Here is an 18994-nt window from a genome sequence, read left to right as displayed (position 1 = left end):
CGCAGCGGCCGGGTGATTTTCGGCCGTTCAGCCCTCAGTGCTTCGTGAGCAGGGAACAGCCATGGTACACATCATCCCCCTTTCCATTGGCCAGCGCCGGCTCGACACCGGCAACGCGCCGCAATATCCGCAGGGGTCGCCAATCGGCGGCGCCATGCACGGGCTGGGCGATCACCTTTCCGCTGTCGCCGAGCGCTACCAGCAGATGAAGGACCAGCAGGAGGCGTTCGACGCCGAATTGGCCCGCCGCCGCTTCCACGGCCAGATCGCGCAGGCGGAAGATGAGGTGACGGCCAACGCCCCGGCTGACGGCGCCGGCCTGCATGAGACCATGTACGGCCAGGTCAATGCGTACGACGGCAGGGTCGTCAAGACCGGCCTGTTCGACAGGCTGTTCGACAAGGCTTTGCCGAACATGCCTGAGAGCCAGCGCGCCGCTTTCGCCGAGCACAAGGAGACGATGCGCAGGGTTGGCTCGCTGCGCATGGCGCAGCGGCAGCTTCAGCAGCGCGAAGACTATGAACAAGCGCAGGTCGACACGGTGCTCACGACCAGCGGCATCGCCATCGGCAACGCCGATCCCGACGATCCTGTCACCTTCGAAGTAGCCCGCCAGGAAGGGCTCGACTTGATCGCCAAGATGGGGCTCGACCCCGGGATCAGACAGCAGAAGGTGAAGGACTGGTTCGGCACCGCGGCCAAGACGCGTTTCGAGGCGCTGATCGCCAAGGATCCGAAACGCGCGCTGGAGACGTTTGGTGTCAGGACCCCGGAAGAGTCTTCGGGAGACGTTCAGCCGATCACTTGGGTTCTTGCCTCGGGCAGATCAGAGGCGGCTGCCGCGAAAGGCGATCGCGTTGGCAAGCTCACGCCAGACGAGCGCGTGGCGCAGGCGTTTGGGGACATTGCTCCGGCGCCTGATACGGCGATCAAGCCCGCAACCGACCATCTCGCCGACCTGTCTCCAGATGACATTCAGCGGCTGATCAACCAGGCACACGCCGCGAATACGGCCCAATTGATCGAGGCGCGCACCAACATCGCTCTCGCTGCGCAGAACGCCCCGAACGCGATCGCCAATACGGGAAGCTATTCCGGCAAGATGCCCAGCCCCGCCGACTTCGCCGCCGTTATGGCGCCGAGGAGGGCGGCGATCGGTACCAAGACTTCAGCTTGAAGATGGATGTCGGCCGCCAAGCCTTTGGCATGCGGACGATGCCCAACCAGGCGATCCACGCAGCGCTGCGCGATGCGGAGCCTGGGCCGGTCGGCTCCAACGAAGAGGAGACACGGTATCGGGTTACGGCTGCCGCTGCGCTCAAGACCCTGGACATGAGGCGGGCGGACCCTGCTGGCTACGTCCGCGAGGTCTTCCCCAATGTCGACGCCGCGTGGAAGGCGACAACGAGCCCGGATGGCAAGTCGGAGACCGGCAATCCGGAGGCGTACAAATGGGCCATCGCCGTCTCTGTCGCAGCCCAGAGGCAACTCGGCATCGAGACCCCTCAACCTCTGCCGAAGGCCGTTGTCCAAAGCATAGCTGACACCTTCGGCGACAAAAACATGCCGCAGGCTAAGAAGGACATCATCCTGCGTGATCTTCTAGCAGCAGCGCCCGATCCGGGTGTCCGCCAGGCCTTATCTCAGCAGTTGGATCAAGCTGGCCTTTCTCGATCGGCCCAAGTCGGCCCGATCGTCACTGCTGCGACAGTGCAAGGACGGCTTCCATCAGCGCCTCCTGGCGAAGCCCGGTCTGCACTCCAACGAGCTGCGGACGACTTCGGCGATTATCTGAGCGAGGGTTTCGAGGCCCTAGGCCGAATCCCGCATGACATTGGGATAGCTCTCCAGGATCTGCACGATTCTCCTTTGGGTTTCCTTGAGCAACTGCCCGCCACCCCTGGCTCGGGGGCGGTTGCTGAAGGGCGCTTGGCATTAGAGACAGTCGGCGAAGCTGTTGCAAAAGGCTTGGCCATATCCGCGGCGGGACCGGCAAGTTTGCCAAACCGCTGGAGGAGTTTGCAACAAGTGGTTCGCGCGCCACATCGGAGCTTGCCGCTGAGGGCGCGGTGGCTCGCCAAGCCGTCGGTGCGGAGGCTCGTGCAGTAAATGCAGCAAATGAGGCCGCTTACCGCTTGGGCACAGGTGCAAAGCCCGACAAGGCCGAGCTTCTTGAAATAATAAAGTCAATCGCGAGAGACCCCTCAAAGATAAAGTACGCGGGGGCATCGTTTGGCAAGGCTCTTTCAAAAAATTACCGCAAAACGTTTCTCGACGCGAACCCGAAACTGGAGGGTGAAGTTGTGGTCCACCACGCGGCTGAGCAGCAAATCTTGAACAGATATCTCGGGCTCGTGGCCGAAGAGGAGATGCACTCGCTTCAGAATCTGCGTGGGATTCCTAAAAGCTTGGACAACCTCTTGCACAACAAAATTTTCCGATACGAATGGGACGAATTTTATGCGTCGCATCCTCAGGCCACTCGTCAGCAGGTGCTGGACTACGTGGCTTATATCGACAAAAAATACGGACATCTGTTCAACCCTCCAATAGGTGGATAATGCAGTATTTCTATATCAGACCTGATGTGGCTGGTGGGCTTGGCAGAAACACCGTTTTGGACCCCAGCGTCCATCCTCCGATTGTGACCAAGCTCCACTACGTGGTAGAGGGCTGGACCGGTGATGTGCTCGTTACGACGTTCCCGTGTTACCTCGTCACCGAAGAAACCCAGCGTGCACTGCAGAACATAGGTTTTTCGGGTGCGACGTTCGCTGAAGCCGAAGTGACGACATCCGAAGAGTTTCATGAATATCAACCTGGGCAGGAACTTCCACCTTTCGTCTGGTTGAAAGTGAATGGGAAGGCTGGCCGCGACGACTTCGGGATCGCAGCAAACTATCGCCTTGTCATCTCGGAGCGCATTCTTGATTTGCTGGAATCATTGGGAATACCGTTTGCAGTGGTCGAACCCTACGAGCAGTAACGGATTACGCTTGTTGAATGCGATAACAGTCCGTCTTTTGTCGGCTGCACCATGTGACTGCAGCGTGCACTGTCACCGTAATTCCAGAAGACACTGCATCCGAATGGCCGAGGAGGATTTTCCCTATGGGGAAAAAATGAAGTTGCTGGATATCGTTGGACGGTTGTCGGAATTTGACGAGGAGGACCCGGTCTACGCAGCGGAGCCCACAATCTACGCGGCGGAGCCTTGGACCGAGGATTCAGACGCAATGGTTTTGCCTCAGCAGGATGGGGTGTTGGTACCAGCCGAGGCAGCTAAAGAGGGCCTGGCATACTTTCTCGAAATCAACCTTGCGATCGAGATTACCGAGGCTTTGGTTGCATCCGCAGAAAGAAAAGCCAAGCGTTTCCGCTATCTGCGAACGCGTTATTTATTATGCCACCTATGATGCGTGAAGGTTAAATGTCGACTAACCCACGTTATGACGGACAGCCGCTGCTTAGACTGCTGGATGTTTATGTGCTCTGGGCGATCGGAGAACTTTCTCAAGAGTCGGAAGAGGGCTTGAAAAGAATGGCCCCCAAACTGCAATCTCTGTTTGGTGGCGATGGACGGTGGCATCACGCAATTGCCCAAGCCATGCACATGCCCGGAGGAATCCCGGCAGCAATCGGGATATGTGGGCAAGGAATCTCAAAATCGCTCGCGTCAACGGCACGACCCTCCCGCCCGAGAGATTTGCCGAGATATTCGTGGACAACAACTTCGCGGATTGGGCGTTCTGTAGCGCCAGATTTTCAGACCTTCGCTGCCCCTCAACCTCCTGCCGGGACCTTCTCCCCGTCAACGGGGATGATCAATAATCGCCATTACCTCGATAAGAAATACTGAAATCTGTTCAATCCTCCGATAGGTGAGTGATGCAATATTTTTACATAGAACCGAACGTTGCTGGTGGGCTTGGCAACCACACCGTTCTTGACACGAGTGTCCATCCGCCGATTGTGACCAAGCTTCACTACGAGGTAGAGGGCTGGTTCGGCGATGTGCTCGTTACGACGTTCCCGTGTTACCTCGCCACCGAAGAAACCCAGCGCGCTCTGCACAAGATGGGCTTTTCAGGTGCGACGTTCGCCGAAGTCGAAGTGACAACCTCCGAAGAGTTCCATGAGGACCAGCCTGGGCAGGAACTTCCGCCATTTGTCTGGTTGAAAGTGAATGGCGAGGCTGGCCGCGACGACTTCGGTATCGCAGCAGATTATCGCCTCGTCATCTCGCAACGCATTCTCGATCTGCTGGAGTCGTTGGGAATACCGTTTGCCGTGGTCGAGCCTTACGAACAGTAACGGGATTACGCTTTTGAATTGCGACGACGGCTCATTTTTGTCGGCCGCACCCATGTGACTGCAGTGAATCTTCAGACTGAGAACTGGAAATAGTGCATTGTCACCGCAATTCCTCATGGGAACGGCATCGCTCCAATCTCATCCAGGCGTCAATAATGCAGCGGGTGCTTTGAGACATGCCGAATGGTCGGCCAAGATGGCGCAATCGCTTGGGGTCAACGAAGCGAAGAAGATATCGGATGCCTATGAGATATCCCATCCGAATGACCGATATGAGCGCGCGATGGATTTGATAAATAACAATGTCGGCCGTGTGTTGGGCGAAGCTTTACCCGGGGTCGCGCCCGACGAAATCGCGCGCCTTGCCCTGGAGGCCGGACTACTTCAGACTTCACTGCCTCCGGCAATGATCTTTCACGAGAAAAGAAAATGAAGAAAGTGATGGTTCTGACGACCGCAACTATCTTGGTGGCTGCTGCAATTTTTGTTTATTGCAGCCCTCTTCTCGTCAAGCTTGAGAAGGACGGATTTGTGGGCGGAACGCTGGAAATTGCAGGCACCAAACTGGATGAAGCGGCAGGATCTGGAACGACGTACCACCTCGTTTTCGTGAATGAGGAATCCAGCGCGAGCGTTTCTTGCAGCAAGGATGGGAAAGTTACAAGCCGGGATGGATATCTATCTCCATGGCTTGGGTGGTACGTAAGTTTCCATCTTTCGAATTGCTCGATTAGTGGATTTCGTCCGATATTAAGGGTTGGAATCACGAATAACAGTGAGATGCCGGAGATCTCGCGCGTTTTGTCGATAGCATGTCCGGACTGAGACTTGGAAAATAGTGCGCTGCCGCCGTAATTCCTCGTTCTGACAATATTTCTTAGCGCCCCCTCCGTCCTGCCGGCTTTCGTCATTCGGAAAGCCAAGCAGTTGGCTTTCCGTCCGCTACGCGGACCACTCTTCAACCCCACGAAGGGAGATCGGAGGGGGCGTAGAGCACGATCTCTGAATATCGCCATCCAAACCCCCAGCCGCTTCGCAGCGGCTTTTTTCATGCCCGGAGAAAATCATGACCCGACCCACATGGACGAGGCGCTGACCCATGGCCATCACCCCGCTCGATATCGCCAACATGGCGCTGGCCGTGCTCGACGAGGCGCCGATCGACAGTCTCGATCAGGACGTCAAGGCGGCACGGCTGCTCAACTTGCATTTCGACCTCGCAAGGGAAGCAGAACTTACCAAATGTGCCTGGGTGTTCGCCATCCTGCGCGCCACGGTTGCCGGGGCGGACACCGGCAGCGATTGCGGCTTGACCTTTGCCTATGAACTGCCGGCCGACTGCCTGCGGCCGCTGCCGCTGACCCGTGATGGCGAGCCGGACGGCGTGCCGATTTCGTGGCGCCAGGAGGCGGGGCTGATCTATTCCGACCAGTCCGGCCCGCTGACCATCCGTTACGTCGCCAACCTCACCGATCCCAACGACTGGGATGCGCTGTTCACCGAGGTTCTGGTGGCGGCCCTTGCCGTCAAGGTGGCGCATCCGCTGACGCACAAGTCAGGCATGATCGATATTGCCCGCTCGGCCTATGACCGGGCGCTGGACGCGGCGCTCAACGCCAACGCCATCCAGCGCGGCAGCCGGCTCTACACCGCCTCGTGGTCCAATCAGCGCGGCGACAACAGGATTGCGCGCTGATGACGACGCTCTATCCCGTCCAGGACGTCTTCACCCGCGGCGAGATCTCGCCGCGCCTGCATGCACGCGCCTCGCTCGACTTCTATCGGGCGGCGCTGGCCAAATGCGAGAACTTCATCACCCTGCCGCATGGCGGCATCCGCAAGCGCGGCGGCACCTATTTTGCCGGCGAGGTGAAGATTTCCGCGAAGACGACGCGGCTGATCCCGTTCATCTTCTCGGCCGATCAAGCCTATGCGCTCGAATTCGGCGACCGGTACATCCGCGTCCATGCCTATGGCGCGCGCGTCGACACGGTGGAGGTCGCTTCGCCCTATCTCGAGGCGGACCTGTTCGAGCTCGCCTATGTCCAGTCGGCCGACCAGATGTGGGTCACTCACCGGGACTATCCGCCCAAGGTGCTGACGCGCAGCGCACACACGGCGTGGGCTCTGACGGATTTTGAATTCCTCGACGGTCCCTACGACCCGGTCAACGACACGGCGACGACGCTGACACCGTCCGACACCGGGCATCTGACGCCGCAGATGACCAGCAACACGACGCCTTCCGGCACCGCTTCCACCGGCAGCGGCAGCGCCTCTGCCTGGCAGATGTTCGACCGCGACAAGACGCAGGATATCCAGATCTCTGGCGGCGGTGACGGCTATATCCGGTTCCGCAATGCCGGCGGTTCACAGCGCGTGGCCGATGCCTACTGGATCACCACGTCACGGGTGGCAACGGGCAATTATGATTTCTTCACCGCCTGGGAATTGCAGGGTTCCAATGATGGCACCAACTGGGTCACCCTGGATACTCGTACGGGCGAGCTCGGCTGGGGCAATGGCGAGACGCGCTTCTACGAATTCACGAACAAATCGGCCTTTGAATATCATCAACTGGTGTTCAGCGGCGGTGGCGGCGATGATGCCGAAAGCAGCGTTTCGGCCGAGCTTGCGATCCATGTCGCCGCATTCGACCAGACGCCGTTCGACATCACCGCGTCTTCAAGCATCGGCATCAACAATGACACCGGCTTCCAGGCGACCGATGTCGGCCGCGCCATCCGCTTGTTGGGCGCCGACGGCATCTGGCGGTGGGCGAGGATCACCAGCCGCACCAGCACCACGGTGGTCAAAGTGATCCTCTACGGCCATGCGCTGCCGAACATGAACCCGATCACGCGCTGGCGGCTCGGTACGTTTGTTCCCGGAAAACATGTGGAGAGCGGCTCGCTCTATGAGGAGCGGCTGGCCTTCAGCCGCAAATTCTCGGTCTATGCCTCGGCCACCGGCGACTTCGACAATTTCGCTCTCGGCGAGAAGGACGACGATGCGCTGGAGTTCGTCCAGGCGGGCGGCGGCCAGGCCAACGACATTGTCTGGATCGCCGACAGCGACGGCGCGCTTCTGATCGGCACCTCAGGCGGCATCCGCGCCCTGTCGGGCTCGGGCATCGACGAGGCGCTGACGCCCTCCTCGTTCAAGAACCGGCGCTCGCGCACCTTTGGCTGCGCCCGCATCCGCCCGGTGGATGCCGGCCAGTCGTTCCTCTATGTCACACGCTCGCGCAAATCGATCGCCGAGCTGACGCAGACGGCGCAGAGCCGTTTTGCTTCGGACGATGTCGGCCAGGTCTCCGAGCATATTCCCAAAAAGGGTGTGGTCGAGCTCGCCTTCCAGACCGATCCCGACCCGTTGCTGTGGTTCCCGCTCGAGAATGGCGAGCTTGGCGGCTACACCCATCAGCCGAGCCAGGAGGTGCGCGGCATGCACCGGCATCGCCTGGGCGGCAACGTCAGCGGGGCGGGCTCCGATGGTTCAAATTGGGCTGATGTCGAAAGCGCTGCGGTCACCCCCGGCCAGGACGGCAATGACGATCTCTGGCTGATCGTGAAGCGCAGCATTGGCGGCGTGACCAGGCGCTACATCGAGATCAAGACCGCGCCGTTCGAATACGGCGCCATCGCGGACGCCTTCGAGGTCGATTGCGGCCTGTCCTACGCGGGTCTTGCGGTCACCACGGTGGGCGGCGCCATGCACCTTGCCGGCCAGTCCGTCGATGTGCTCGCCGACGGCAAGGTCTATCGCGGGCTGACCGTCAGCGGCGGCGGCACCGTCACGCTGCCGGGCGGTTCTACCGCCGCCAAATGGCAACTCGGCCTGCCCTACGCGGCGGGCGCCGACACGCTGGAGCTCGATGTCGGCGGCCGCGACGGCTCCATCATCGGCCGCCGCAAGAAGGTGGCGAAGGTGATCCTGTCGCTGCTGGAGACCGACACCACGGGGCTTCAAGTCCAGTCCTTGATGCGCGGCCGCTGGGAGCCGGTGCGCATGCCCTCGATCATCGCGCCGGACGGGCGGGCAACGCTGTTCACCGGCAATGTCGAGGTGCCGATCGACGACAGCTGGGAAGGGCCGGGCCGAGTGCGGATCCGCCATGTCAACCCGACGCCCTGCACGATCCGTGCGTTCACGCCGGTGTTCGACGCCGAGCCGTAGAGCGCCGGCGTTGAAGATGGTGATTTCCCCCCTTGAGGGGGAGATGTCGCCGGAGGCGACAGAGGGGGTCGGTTCGACCGGACGCCAACCTCCTCCACGTTGAAAGAGGATGCCGACGCTCCACGCGAAGCGCCAATCTCATCTGCCGCGGTAGGTCGCACCCGGTCGTGCCGACCCCCCTCTGGCCTGCCGGCCATCTCCCCCTCGAGTGGGGAGATAACAATTCACCAAAGGATCCCCGAAATGACATCTCCCCATGCCGAAATCCTCGGGATGGCGCGGACGGCTGCCGAATTCGCCGCCGTCATCGCCTTGCTCGACACCGACCTCAACGACGCGCTTCACTGCAGAACCGAACTGGCGCAAGCCGAGGACCGCGCGGTCTTCGGCGATGGCGACCTGGCCGCCGCGCGTGCCGCGCTGGACGACTGCAACGACCAGATCGGGCTGCTGGAAAAGACCATCGACGCCGCCGGCAAGCGCCGTGCGGAGGCCGCGCAAGGCGAAGCGCGGGCCGACATCGCCGCGCTTGGCGACGAGATCAAGGCCAAAGCTGCAACGCTTGGCGAGCGCTGGGGCAGCGCCCGCCGGCTGGTCGAGCTGCTGCGCCAGGAATTGTTCGAGGCCGATGCGCTCGCCCGCACCATTGCCACCGCCAACGGCCTGTTCGATGCCGCCGGCGTCGCCGAGCTGAAGATCAATCTGACCACGACCCGCCGCGCCGCCATGGCCGGCCCGCGGGCCGCTGCACCCGCCCGTCTCAGCCGGCCGGCGTTGCAGGCCGACAGGCTGCTTGTGTCGTTCCTCACCCCCGGCGGTGCGCTCGACCCGCGCCCGGCGCTCGGCGCGCCGGTGGACGGCGTCAAAAGCAAATTCATTCCCGCAAACACCTCCTTTGGCGAACGAGGCTGAACGCATGTGCACACTTGCCCTTATCGGCACCGCCCTTTCTGTTGGCGGCGCGCTGGTCGAAGGCCAGCAGTCGAAGCAGATGGCCGACTATCAGGCCAAGGCCTACGGGCAGCAAGCGCAGGCCGAGGCGCAGAGTTCCGCCTTCGAGCAGAGCCAGGAGCGCCATAAGCAGGATCTCCTGCTGGGCCAGGCGCGTGCGCAGGCCGGCGCCTCGGGCGTCGGCATATCAGGCTCGCCGGCCGAGGTGCTGGCCGCCAATGCCAGGCAGGGCCAGCTTGATCTCGACGCGATCCAGTACGGCTCGAAACTGCGCCAGAACAGTCTCAATACGCAAGCCGCGCTCTCGCGCTTCTCCGGCAAGCAGGCGGTCACGGCCTCGATCTTCAAGGCCGGCAGCAATCTCGTATCGGGTCTCTCCGGCCTCTACGACCCGACCAAGGCCGTGACCTTCGGCAAGGGCGCCTTCCCACCGCCGCCGGGCGGCTCGTCCACCGGAGGCCTCTACTGATGGCCACCATTCCGCTCCACATAGCGCAGCGCCGGCTCGATGCCGGCAATGCGGTGCCGTACCCCGGGGGATCGCCGATTGGCGGCGCCATGCAGGGTCTTGGCGACCAGTTCTCGGCTATCGCCGAGCGCTACCAGCAGATGAGGGACCAGCAAGAGGCGTTCGACGCCGAGCTGGCGCGCCGCCGGTTCAACGGCCGGATCGCGCAGGCGGAAGACGAGGTGGCCGCGAACGCGCCGGCCGACGGCAGCGGCCTGCATGAAACCATGTACGGCCAGGTCGACCCGCGCACCGGCGAGGTGGTCAAAACAGGCCTGTTCGACACGCTGTTCGATGATGCCTTGCCCAACATGCCCGAGAGTCAGCGCGCTGGTTTCGCCAGGCAGAAGGAGACGATGCGCGCGATTGGCGCGCGGCGCATGGCGCAGCGGCAGCTCCAGCAGCGCGACGACTATGAGTTGGCCGAGTGGACCAAGATCGACAACATGTCCACGGGTTCCATCGCACAGGGCGACCCGAACGACGCCGAGACATTCGAGGCGATCCGGCAGAGCGGCTTCGACCTGATCGCCAAGATCGGCAACTCGATCATTCGGCAAACAGCCGAGGCCACCTGGCGCACCAACACGGCCAAGGCGCTGGTCCAGGCAATGATTGCCCAGGATCCGAAGCGGGCGGCTGAGATGCTGGGTGCGGGGCGGGCTGGCAGCCGGATCAAAGATGATACGGCCGAGGCGGTTGGTGGCCCGCAGGCAAATACCACAAGTTCTGTGGCGCCAAGGGACGATCGCCTTGGCGAGCCGACGCCATATGAGCGAGCGGTGCAGGTTGTCCGGGACGACATCCCGCCTGAAGACAGGCCAGCGTTGGCCCAGAAAGCGCGGACCGCTGAGATCGCACGGCAGGTCGAAACACGAACCAGCATCGGCCTCGCCGAACAGAATGCGCCAAGCTCCATCAGGGAAACTGGAACCTATTCCGGCCCCGTGCAGACTCCGGAGCAGTTCATCGCTCTCTACGGCGCCACCGAAGGCGTCAGGCGCTTCCAAGCCTTCAGCCAAGCAATGGATGTCAGTCGGCAATTCTACAGCATGCGTGGCATGTCGAATGAGGCCGTTTTGGCCAGAGTCAAAGAGTCCTCGCCCAAGGCCGATAGTGCTACGCCGGAAGAGGACAGCGCGCGTCATGAAGTAATAGCCACGGCCGCCGACCTCACGCTCAAAGAGAGGCAGGGCGATCCGGGTGGCTATGTACGTAAGACGTTCGCGAATCTCGATGCGGCTTGGAACAATCTTTCGACGCCGGAAGACTATCAGGCAGCCATCATCGGCTCGATCGCCGCTCAGCAGCAACTGGGCTTCGAGAAGATTCAACCGCTGCCCAATTCCGTGGCGGGAGGCGTCGTCGACGGACTCAAAAACGGAACAAACCCGCAAGATCCCGCCCTAAACAACCTCTTTGCTGCACTGCCTACCGAAGCTGCCCAAAAGGCAATGCTAGACCACCTAATTCGGACAAGTGCAGCGCAGACAGAGAGAAGCCTAGCTGATCGAACACGTCGCGATTGGATAGTCGACCCCGAAATGCTGCTCGATCTGCGCCAAGCAGCCGAGTTGGGTCTGCGGGACTCGCATGTAGAAGTCACGAATTACATTCCTACGCCCCAAGATAAGCTTGGCTACCTTATCGCCGGCGATAGTAAGCCAAGCAGCGTGCGGCGTAATCTGGCGCGGATGCTGGTTGGCTCCGAGGGAGCCGGCGAGCAGGGCATCTCGCTGCTCGGCATTGCGCCCATGGTCGCGGCCGATAAGGCTGTTGCGTCCGCGATGTCTGGCAACGTCGGCGACACCATTCTCAATGTCTTAGGAACGCTCCCCACCGAGAAATTGGTATCCGTCGGCCTGCAACAAGCCGGCAAGATTGCGGGGCCTTTGGTTAAGGAACTCTCGCAGGTCTTGAGGCGGTCCGACGACCTAGCGGAGGGGGCCGAGGCGCTTGTTCGCAGAAGCAGCGGCAAGCTCGCTGACTCGACGGAGGACGCTCTTTCTGAAGGAGCGGATCTTTACAAAGGCGTAGACGACTTACCTATACCCGGGTCCGAACCGCTGACAGAAGAAGCAGGCGACGGCGCTAGTCGAGGGCCGACCGGTCAATTCTATAGTGTGGTGTTCGAGACAGAGATAGATTCTGCATTATATCCGAACGTTTCGCGCCCACGCCATTTCCAGGCGGCCAACGAAGCCCTGCTGGTGCTAATGGAAAGAGAGCCGGATTTCGCGAAAGCTCTGCAAGATGCGGGAATTAACCTCCAGCGGACAAAGAGGGGGCTCGTTCCCCGAAGAGCGCCCCCCGGCTACACTTGGCACCACGACACAAAAGCCGGTGTGATGCAACTTGTCCCTAGATCGCAGCATGATCCTGGGACTATCTTTCAGAAAGCATTGCACCCGAATCGTCGAGGAGGATTTTCTTTATGGGGAAAATAATCAAGTTGTTGGATATTGTTGGACGGTTGTCGGACTTTGACGAGGATGACACGATTTATGTGGCGGAGCCTTGGACTGAAGATTCCAATGCAATGGTTGCGACCGCACCCGACGATAGCACGGTGCCTCCGAAGGCGGCAGCCAAAGCGGGGCTTACATATTTCATCGAGATATTCATTGCGATTGAATTTACCGAGGCCTGGGTAGCTTCACTGAAGGAAAAGCCCAGCCTGTCGGCTATCTGCCAAAGACTCATCGAATACGCCACCAATGATGCGTGAGGGGAAACATGGCGACTAACCCACGTTACGATGGACAGCCGCTGCTTAGGCTGCTGGAGCTTTATGTGCTCTGGGCCATTGGAGAACTTTCTCAAGAGTCGGAGGATGGCTTGAAAAAGATGGCCCCCAAACTGCAATCTATCTATGGCGGCGACGGACAATGGCATGATGCAATTGCCCAAGCCATGCACATGCCCGAGGGAATGCCGGCAGCAATCCGGGATATGTGGGCAAAGAATCTCAAAATCGCCCGCGACAACAATGTAACGCTTAACCCTCAGCAATTTGCCGAGATGTTCGTGGACAATAACTTCGCAGGTTGAACGCTGTTTTCTGATTGGAATTGCGGTGCGGCTGGCGTTCTACGGCGCCCCCTCGTCCTGCCCGACATCTCCCCGGAGGGGGATTACGGTGACGATGCACTTTTATGAATTCTATCGATACGGATCGGAGTGAAATCTAGACAAAGAAAATAGTGCAAGAGCACGACTCGCCAAATGTAGGCAGCCCCGAAGCAAGAGCCTGGGCGCGAAATTATCTAAAAGATCGATAGTGCGTGCGAAAAGCGCGGCAACTGGGTTGCTGACCGAGGCGAAAAGGCTGATGCCGACCTTGTACTGCAGTTACGGTGACAGCGCACTTTTATCGGTCCCACCCATGTGACGGGGGTTAACCTCCCGACGCGCCCACGCCCCAAAATCAGACCCTTTTCACAGCCTCGCTTGCGCGGGGCTTTTTTCATGGAGCAAGCCTTATGGCCCGACCTGCAACCGCCGCCGTTCGCCTGTTGACCGGCGAGCGCGAACCCGTGCGCCTGGCAACGACGGCGAACCTGGAGACGATCGTCATCGACGGCGTCGCCTGGATCCAGGGCCTCAAAATGATTGACGGCGTCCAGACCGCGACCGGCGACCGGGTGCTGGTCAAGGGCCAGGCGGACGCCAGGCTGAACGGCATCTATACGGCGTCGGAAGGCTACTGGTACCGCGCCGCCGATGCGCGCACAGGGCGCACCATGCAGAAGGGGACGACGGTGCATGTCCAGGAGGCCATGGCTTCGGCCGCTTTCGTCTATGCCTTCCAGACAGTGAGCCCCGTGATCGGTGCCGACGACATTGTGCTGTCGTTTTACCAGTCCGACGACACCGTCGGCGATATCCAGGCAGCCGCGCAAGGCATCATCGACCAGGCCCAGGCCGCGGCGGACGTGGCGACGGGCGCCATGACGACGGTGCTCGATCCGCAATTCGCAACCAAGGCGACGGCAGAGGCATACTCACCGGCGATCGCGCCGGATTATATCAGGACTGCCGGCTATTCGCAGGTCGGCGACGGCCAAGCCCTCTACAGGAAGAATGGCACCATTTCGGCTGGCGGGGGCGGCCTGGCGATCACGCTGCAAGATGGGGCGAAAGCCGGCTTCGACATCATCAACGCACCGAGGGCAAAGGAGATCAACATTCGCGCTGCGGGCGCCGACACGGCAGCCGGCAACAACAGGACCGCGATCGTCAACGCCATTGCTGCCGCCGAGCAGGGCAGGGTGATCATCCCGGCTGGCACATTTTCGCTGGCCGGCAATATCGACATTCCGCAGGGGCTGATGGTCGAGTTTGACGACAAGGCGCTTTTACAGCGCACCGAGGAGGCCACGCACCTATTCAACCTGAAGGGCGACAACCGCATCATCGCTCCAAAGGTCAACGGCGCCTGGAATCATGTCGCGGCTCCGAACGGCTTTGGCGTTTTCAACATCAGCGGCATTTCAGGCGTCACGATCGAGCATGGCACGCTCACCGGTACGCAAGGCGATCACTACCGCATTGCCGATTCCAACTGGGTCTACATTGACGACGCCAGAGGCGACACGGCGCGCAACATCGTCACCATCAACGACGATGTTTCCGGCACAAGTCACGTGTTTGTCCGCCGCGCTCGCGTGAGTGCCTATTTGAACGGTTTCGATGCAGAGAGCGACGACGACTGGCCGGTGAGCGATATCGAGGTGGATATCGACTGGACGCAGCTTGGCGGCGTTCAGCTTGGCGCGGCCGTCGCCTTCACCCGCAGCGCTGTGCCCGTCGGATCGGTGTTGAAGTACAAACGCCTTCGCATCAGTGCCAAATCCAGGGATGGCCTTTATGGTCTGGTGCTGCGAGGGGCCAAGGATATCGAGGTGCGCAGCCTGGTGACGGAAGGCGTGCAGCAAGGCATTCGCGCCGGCACCGGCCATCATATCGAAGATCTTCGCCTGCTGTCCTTCGACATCCAGGCGACACATCAGGGCATCTATATCGAAACCCCGGCCGGGCAACAGATCTCGCGCGGCGTCAGGATTGGCGCCGGCCGCATCTTTGGGTTCACCCAGGCCAATGCCTATGGCGTCTTCAGCGCGGCGGATGAGACCATTGTGTCGGCTGACACGCTTGTCGACATGGGCGGCGCAGCCGCTTCCATCGGCGTTCGATTGAACGGCGACATGTCGCAAACCCATGCAGGCATCGCGGATGCGCGATCGTCCTATGTCGCCCTGTCGACACTATCGAGCGAACGGCAGAGGGCGACGGGTGGCCTTTTCAAGGCGACGACCGGCAGTGTCGTCAACGACGTGAAAGTCAGCGGATCCTCGCCGAACATCGAGGTGCGGGGCAACATCTACTCCGGCACGGCGACGGGCAAGCCAACCGATGACGGATCGCACATAGCGCTGATTGAAGGAAACCGGGGCGGCGATCTTTTCAAGGGCTATAAATCGACGCCGGACGCAACGCCCGTTCTTATGGTCTTCGAAGCCGGAAACAGCTTTGTTCCGATCAGGCCAGGGCAAGGCGCAAAGTTCACCGTCGATGTCGCTGCCCGCCGCACGGATGGTTCATCGTCGACCAGCGCCGGCTATGTGTTCGCCGGGGTGATCCGCAACACGGGCGGAACCCTGGCGATCGAAGGTGCGATCACCAAAACGGTGATCGGCGAATATGCAACCGACGCCGCATCGCTCGACGCGTCGGTCACCGCTGGGGCTTCCGGAATTGAGGTGACCGTTACCGGCGTCGCGGCAAAGACCTATGGCTGGAACGCCGTTGTGCGGCTTCAGGAGGTTTGATTCTGCTGAGAAGTTCGACGCCGCTGCGCCATCACAATCGCCACTGATGTCATCAGCCGGCTGATCGGCAGGCCCGAGGGATGGGCTCGCTGCATTGCAAGACCAAAATCTTTTTTCAGCCTCGCTTTTGCGGGCTTTTTTCATGGAGCAAGCCAGCATGGCCCGATCTTCAGCCGCCGCCGTTCGCCTTCTGACCGGCGAGCGCGAACCCGTTCGTCTGGCAACGACCGCCAGCATTGCGTTTTTCGGCCTTCAGACCATCGACGGGGTGGCGACGGAGGTGGGCGACCGCGTGCTGGTCAAGGACCAGGCCGACCAGACGCAAAACGGTATCTATACGGTAAGCGAAGGCCGATGGTTCCGCGCCGCCGATGCCCGCACCGGGCGCACCATGCAGAAGGGAACGACGGTGCATGTCCAGCAGGGCAACGCGAACTCCAGCAAGGTCTACGCTTTCCAGACCGATAACCCGGTGATCGGGACTGACAACATCGTGATCAGCTTCTACCTCTCCGACGACGCCGTCGGCGATCTTCAGGAGGCGGCACAGGAAATTCTCGATCTCGTAACGGGCGCTATGACGACCGTCATGGATCCTCAGTTCGCTACCAAAGCGACGGCTGAAGCATTCTCGCCGGATGTCGCGCCCGACTACATCCGCACGGCATTCTACGACGGCAACCATGTGGCAGGCAGCGGCGGCGTCTATCGCAAAAATGGCACGACGACCGGCGACCTCGTGATCACCTTGCACGATGGCGTGACGGTCGTCGGATACACGCTCTCTGACACGCCGACGGCTTCGCAGAAGGGTGCCCGGAAAAACAACTCGACTGATGATGCCGCAGCCGTGCAGACCGCGCACAATCTGGGTTCGGGCGGCGTAGAGTTTCCGTCCGGCATCTACAAGATGGTGCCCGGCTCGGTCTCGCCATTCACGCTCGGCAACACCACTGCCAATGTCTATCGCGCGGTGGCACTGACCGCCGACAATGTTACCTTCAGCGGACATGAAGCAGTGCTGCATGGCGTGAGCCGGGCAAGTGTTGTCGCTACCGACATTCAACCGGTCTTCTCGACCGACAAAAATATGACAGTCGGCGCTCGCAAGAATATCGCGTTCGACGGCGTCACCTTCGATTCCAACAATGACGGCGACGCGACGAACAGCAACCAGCGTTTCCTTTACGCCGTGGGCGTTGATGGTCTGCGGTTTATCAACACCAAGGCCGAGTCGAGTGGCGGCCGTCGCGGCTATTATACCCACATTCAGAACAGCAAGAACGTGCAGGTGAACGGCCATCGTCACCAGAAAATGACAGGCGGATTCAATGTCCGCTATGTCGACAGCTTCGTGATGACCAACTTCATTTTCGAGGACTTCTCGGAGGCGATCGATCTCGACGGCACAAGCCAGCTTGTCGTGATCCGAGGCGGGGTCTTCAAATCGGTCGCGCGCGTTAACCAGTGCATAGACATCAACGACCAGATCGATGCGTCGATCGGCGATTTCTCGGTCCACAACACCGGCAACATCGCGACCATCAACTACAAGACGACGACGCCAGATACTTTTGCAGAGTACGTGGCCGGTACTGCTGTCAGAAATTTTCAGGTCAGCAAGCGCATTATTTTGTCCAACATCAGCGGCTCGGCCATCGGCTCGACCACGGCCCCTGCCTTCTACATCGGGTGGGATTGGGCGGCTGGCGGCCATGCAGGCACGGGTCCAGTGCAGGACATCACGCTACAGAACATCACGCTTGATGATCATGGGTATTTCTGGATCCGCGAAGCCGTCAACCTGAAGCTCAAGGACATAACGTCTTATCGTGCGATCTGCGGTTTCAACCACGCCTTTACTTGCTTTTCAGGCGTAGCCAACGCCGATCAGATAGGATGGTCAGACCTTGATATCGACATCGATGGGATGCGCATCGAGGCTTCCGATAAAGGTGGCATCAGTATTCAATCCCCATCGAGCGTAAAAGTGCGTCGCCTTATCACTCGGGGCAACAACACTTCAGGATCAACCCAGGCTGACCTTGTCATCACCGCGCTACACCAGCGAGCAGGTTGCGCTACGGTCGATGAGTGCGACATTGAGGGCAGCGTGAACCTCAATGGGGACAGCACCGCAATTGCCTCGTGGGCTGCCGACACGATCTACAAGCGCAACGCCATGGTGACGAACGGGGGAAATTTCTACCGTGCGACCACCGAGGGCCGTTCGGCAAGCAGCGGGGGACCAACCGGGACGGCACTGTCCGTGACCGACGATGGCAGCGCATCCATTGCCGCGTGGGCTGCCTTTACACCTTATGCGGTTGATGCTGTGCGGAGGAATGGGAGTGCCTACTTTATCTGCATGACAGCCGGCACCTCTGCGGCGTCGGGTGGCCCGAGCGGAACCGACCAGCGGATTGCCGACGGCACGGCTGTCTGGCGTACCATTGAGGGGCTGGTAAGGTGGGAATATCTCCTCCACCCCTACTCCATCCGGTGGGGCAAAAACAACCGCGTCAGGGGCACCGTCACTTTTCAAGGGGATGCGCAGAAGCACACGTTCGGCGAGAGCATCACGGCGATCGCGGGCGACTACTCGGCGACCGGCACCGTGAACAAGTGCGTGTTCGTCGCGCGGCGTCGTTGCCTTGTCGCCCGGGCCAGCTATCAGGTGCTCGCCGACGTTGCCGCAAGCGGCTCCAACTACCGGAACCTCATCCTGCGGCGGTATCGGGCAGGCTCATCTGCGAACGCTGCGACAATCGACACGACCGCAACCGGGTTCACTGCCTTTGTGTCGCGAGATGCCGGGGTCACTGCGAGCCCGGCCGGCGCATATCTGGAGCCTGGGGACGTGTTGATCCTCAACTCCAACTCTGCCGGGTCCGGCGTCGCTCTGTCCGGGCTTGGCGTGACGGTCGACTATATCGAGTATTGATCGGCTACCGAAGCGCACTGAACAGCGGGACGATCCACAAGTAGACGAAATAGGTTGCGGTCGGGCCAAGCACGATGATCGCCAACCATACCATCTCGTTGGTCATGATCTGAAGCTCAGCTTCTTCATCGAATGGGGCGTCTTTGTCCTTGGTGCCTCTTTCGATCATGGTCCATCCTCGCCAGCAGCACGAGCGCAGACCCATACCAAGGAGCGGCCAGCCAAGCAAAGAACGTCAATAACGCTTATCGACGCGGCGCCGGGGCT

Annotated in this window: 18 protein-coding genes; 17 read left to right on the top strand and 1 reads right to left on the bottom strand. The window is 60.5% G+C overall.

Annotation, left to right across the window (positions count from 1 at the left end; all coding sequences use genetic code 11):
* The first annotated feature begins 61 nt into the window (after positions 1 to 61).
* From NKH97_RS24480 to NKH97_RS24400, 17 genes are all read left to right on the top strand, one after another.
* Positions 62 to 1177, top strand: coding sequence for a hypothetical protein (locus tag NKH97_RS24480; protein WP_023814098.1), 1116 nt, complete (start codon positions 62 to 64; stop codon positions 1175 to 1177).
* Entirely contained in the window at positions 1174 to 2109 is a 936-nt protein-coding gene (locus tag NKH97_RS24475) for a hypothetical protein (protein ID WP_023814097.1), read from the top strand. Before NKH97_RS24480 ends, NKH97_RS24475 begins: the two co-directional genes overlap by 4 nt.
* Complete coding sequence (locus NKH97_RS24470; protein WP_155930625.1) at positions 2070 to 2561, top strand: hypothetical protein; 492 nt, start codon at positions 2070 to 2072, stop codon at positions 2559 to 2561. Before NKH97_RS24475 ends, NKH97_RS24470 begins: the two co-directional genes overlap by 40 nt.
* Complete coding sequence (locus tag NKH97_RS24465; RefSeq protein ID WP_023814095.1) at positions 2561 to 2986, top strand: hypothetical protein; 426 nt, start codon at positions 2561 to 2563, stop codon at positions 2984 to 2986. The genes NKH97_RS24470 and NKH97_RS24465 overlap by 1 nt, the downstream gene beginning before the upstream one ends.
* Positions 2987 to 3089: 103 nt before the next feature.
* Positions 3090 to 3416 carry a hypothetical protein gene (locus NKH97_RS24460; protein WP_023814094.1) on the top strand — a complete coding sequence of 109 codons (327 nt, stop codon included), beginning with the start codon at positions 3090 to 3092 and terminating at the stop codon, positions 3414 to 3416.
* 472 nt (positions 3417 to 3888) lie between these two features.
* Positions 3889 to 4314, top strand: a complete 426-nt coding sequence (locus tag NKH97_RS24455; protein ID WP_023814092.1) for a hypothetical protein — start codon at positions 3889 to 3891, stop codon at positions 4312 to 4314.
* A gap of 97 nt (positions 4315 to 4411) precedes the next feature.
* On the top strand, positions 4412 to 4747 hold the full coding sequence (locus tag NKH97_RS24450; protein ID WP_128304615.1) for a DUF6973 domain-containing protein: 336 nt from the start codon (positions 4412 to 4414) through the stop codon (positions 4745 to 4747).
* On the top strand, positions 4744 to 5139 hold the full coding sequence (locus NKH97_RS24445) for a hypothetical protein (RefSeq protein ID WP_352630436.1): 396 nt from the start codon (positions 4744 to 4746) through the stop codon (positions 5137 to 5139). The genes NKH97_RS24450 and NKH97_RS24445 overlap by 4 nt, the downstream gene beginning before the upstream one ends.
* Positions 5140 to 5413: 274 nt before the next feature.
* Positions 5414 to 6010 carry a phage connector family protein gene (locus tag NKH97_RS24440; protein WP_023814089.1) on the top strand — a complete coding sequence of 199 codons (597 nt, stop codon included), beginning with the start codon at positions 5414 to 5416 and terminating at the stop codon, positions 6008 to 6010.
* On the top strand, positions 6010 to 8493 hold the full coding sequence (locus NKH97_RS24435; RefSeq protein ID WP_352630439.1) for a phage tail protein: 2484 nt from the start codon (positions 6010 to 6012) through the stop codon (positions 8491 to 8493). The genes NKH97_RS24440 and NKH97_RS24435 overlap by 1 nt, the downstream gene beginning before the upstream one ends.
* Positions 8494 to 8736: 243 nt before the next feature.
* Positions 8737 to 9405 carry a hypothetical protein gene (locus NKH97_RS24430; RefSeq protein ID WP_031213875.1) on the top strand — a complete coding sequence of 223 codons (669 nt, stop codon included), beginning with the start codon at positions 8737 to 8739 and terminating at the stop codon, positions 9403 to 9405.
* 4 nt (positions 9406 to 9409) lie between these two features.
* Positions 9410 to 9913: a hypothetical protein gene (locus NKH97_RS24425; RefSeq protein WP_031213873.1), complete on the top strand. Its 504-nt coding sequence runs from the start codon at positions 9410 to 9412 to the stop codon at positions 9911 to 9913.
* Positions 9913 to 12399: an HNH endonuclease gene (locus NKH97_RS24420; RefSeq protein ID WP_352612652.1), complete on the top strand. Its 2487-nt coding sequence runs from the start codon at positions 9913 to 9915 to the stop codon at positions 12397 to 12399. Before NKH97_RS24425 ends, NKH97_RS24420 begins: the two co-directional genes overlap by 1 nt.
* Complete coding sequence (locus NKH97_RS24415) at positions 12387 to 12680, top strand: hypothetical protein (RefSeq protein WP_023814084.1); 294 nt, start codon at positions 12387 to 12389, stop codon at positions 12678 to 12680. The genes NKH97_RS24420 and NKH97_RS24415 overlap by 13 nt, the downstream gene beginning before the upstream one ends.
* Before the next feature lie 8 nt (positions 12681 to 12688).
* Positions 12689 to 13003, top strand: coding sequence for a hypothetical protein (locus NKH97_RS24410; RefSeq protein WP_352612650.1), 315 nt, complete (start codon positions 12689 to 12691; stop codon positions 13001 to 13003).
* Positions 13004 to 13434: 431 nt separating this feature from the next.
* On the top strand, positions 13435 to 15783 hold the full coding sequence (locus NKH97_RS24405; RefSeq protein ID WP_352798938.1) for a glycoside hydrolase family protein: 2349 nt from the start codon (positions 13435 to 13437) through the stop codon (positions 15781 to 15783).
* A 142-nt stretch (positions 15784 to 15925) separates the two neighbouring features.
* Complete coding sequence (locus NKH97_RS24400; RefSeq protein ID WP_352441213.1) at positions 15926 to 18727, top strand: hypothetical protein; 2802 nt, start codon at positions 15926 to 15928, stop codon at positions 18725 to 18727.
* Between the two features lie 4 nt (positions 18728 to 18731).
* Here NKH97_RS24400 and NKH97_RS24395 read toward each other — a convergent pair whose 3' ends face one another.
* Positions 18732 to 18896, bottom strand: a complete 165-nt coding sequence (locus tag NKH97_RS24395; RefSeq protein WP_352441212.1) for a hypothetical protein — start codon at positions 18894 to 18896, stop codon at positions 18732 to 18734.
* Between the last annotated feature and the right edge of the window lie 98 nt (positions 18897 to 18994).

The organism is Mesorhizobium sp. M0870, assembly GCF_040319775.1.
Lineage (GTDB): Bacteria > Pseudomonadota > Alphaproteobacteria > Rhizobiales > Rhizobiaceae > Mesorhizobium.
The sequence above is the reverse complement of the archived record's forward strand: the minus strand, read 5'-3'. Positions and strand labels throughout refer to the sequence as shown.

What these genes read in the sequence shown, in the direction of transcription:
- NKH97_RS24480 (WP_023814098.1), top strand. Translation starts at nt 62, where the DNA reads ATGGTACACATCATCCCCCTTTCCATTGGCCAGCGCCGGCTCGACACC.
- NKH97_RS24465 (WP_023814095.1), top strand. Translation starts at nt 2,561, where the DNA reads ATGCAGTATTTCTATATCAGACCTGATGTGGCTGGTGGGCTTGGCAGA.
- NKH97_RS24460 (WP_023814094.1), top strand. Translation starts at nt 3,090, where the DNA reads ATGGCCGAGGAGGATTTTCCCTATGGGGAAAAAATGAAGTTGCTGGAT.
- NKH97_RS24455 (WP_023814092.1), top strand. Translation starts at nt 3,889, where the DNA reads ATGCAATATTTTTACATAGAACCGAACGTTGCTGGTGGGCTTGGCAAC.
- NKH97_RS24445 (WP_352630436.1), top strand. Translation starts at nt 4,744, where the DNA reads ATGAAGAAAGTGATGGTTCTGACGACCGCAACTATCTTGGTGGCTGCT.
- NKH97_RS24440 (WP_023814089.1), top strand. Translation starts at nt 5,414, where the DNA reads ATGGCCATCACCCCGCTCGATATCGCCAACATGGCGCTGGCCGTGCTC.
- NKH97_RS24435 (WP_352630439.1), top strand. Translation starts at nt 6,010, where the DNA reads ATGACGACGCTCTATCCCGTCCAGGACGTCTTCACCCGCGGCGAGATC.
- NKH97_RS24430 (WP_031213875.1), top strand. Translation starts at nt 8,737, where the DNA reads ATGACATCTCCCCATGCCGAAATCCTCGGGATGGCGCGGACGGCTGCC.
- NKH97_RS24425 (WP_031213873.1), top strand. Translation starts at nt 9,410, where the DNA reads ATGTGCACACTTGCCCTTATCGGCACCGCCCTTTCTGTTGGCGGCGCG.
- NKH97_RS24420 (WP_352612652.1), top strand. Translation starts at nt 9,913, where the DNA reads ATGGCCACCATTCCGCTCCACATAGCGCAGCGCCGGCTCGATGCCGGC.
- NKH97_RS24415 (WP_023814084.1), top strand. Translation starts at nt 12,387, where the DNA reads ATGGGGAAAATAATCAAGTTGTTGGATATTGTTGGACGGTTGTCGGAC.
- NKH97_RS24410 (WP_352612650.1), top strand. Translation starts at nt 12,689, where the DNA reads ATGGCGACTAACCCACGTTACGATGGACAGCCGCTGCTTAGGCTGCTG.
- NKH97_RS24405 (WP_352798938.1), top strand. Translation starts at nt 13,435, where the DNA reads ATGGCCCGACCTGCAACCGCCGCCGTTCGCCTGTTGACCGGCGAGCGC.
- NKH97_RS24400 (WP_352441213.1), top strand. Translation starts at nt 15,926, where the DNA reads ATGGAGCAAGCCAGCATGGCCCGATCTTCAGCCGCCGCCGTTCGCCTT.
- NKH97_RS24395 (WP_352441212.1), bottom strand. Translation starts at nt 18,896, where the DNA reads ATGATCGAAAGAGGCACCAAGGACAAAGACGCCCCATTCGATGAAGAA.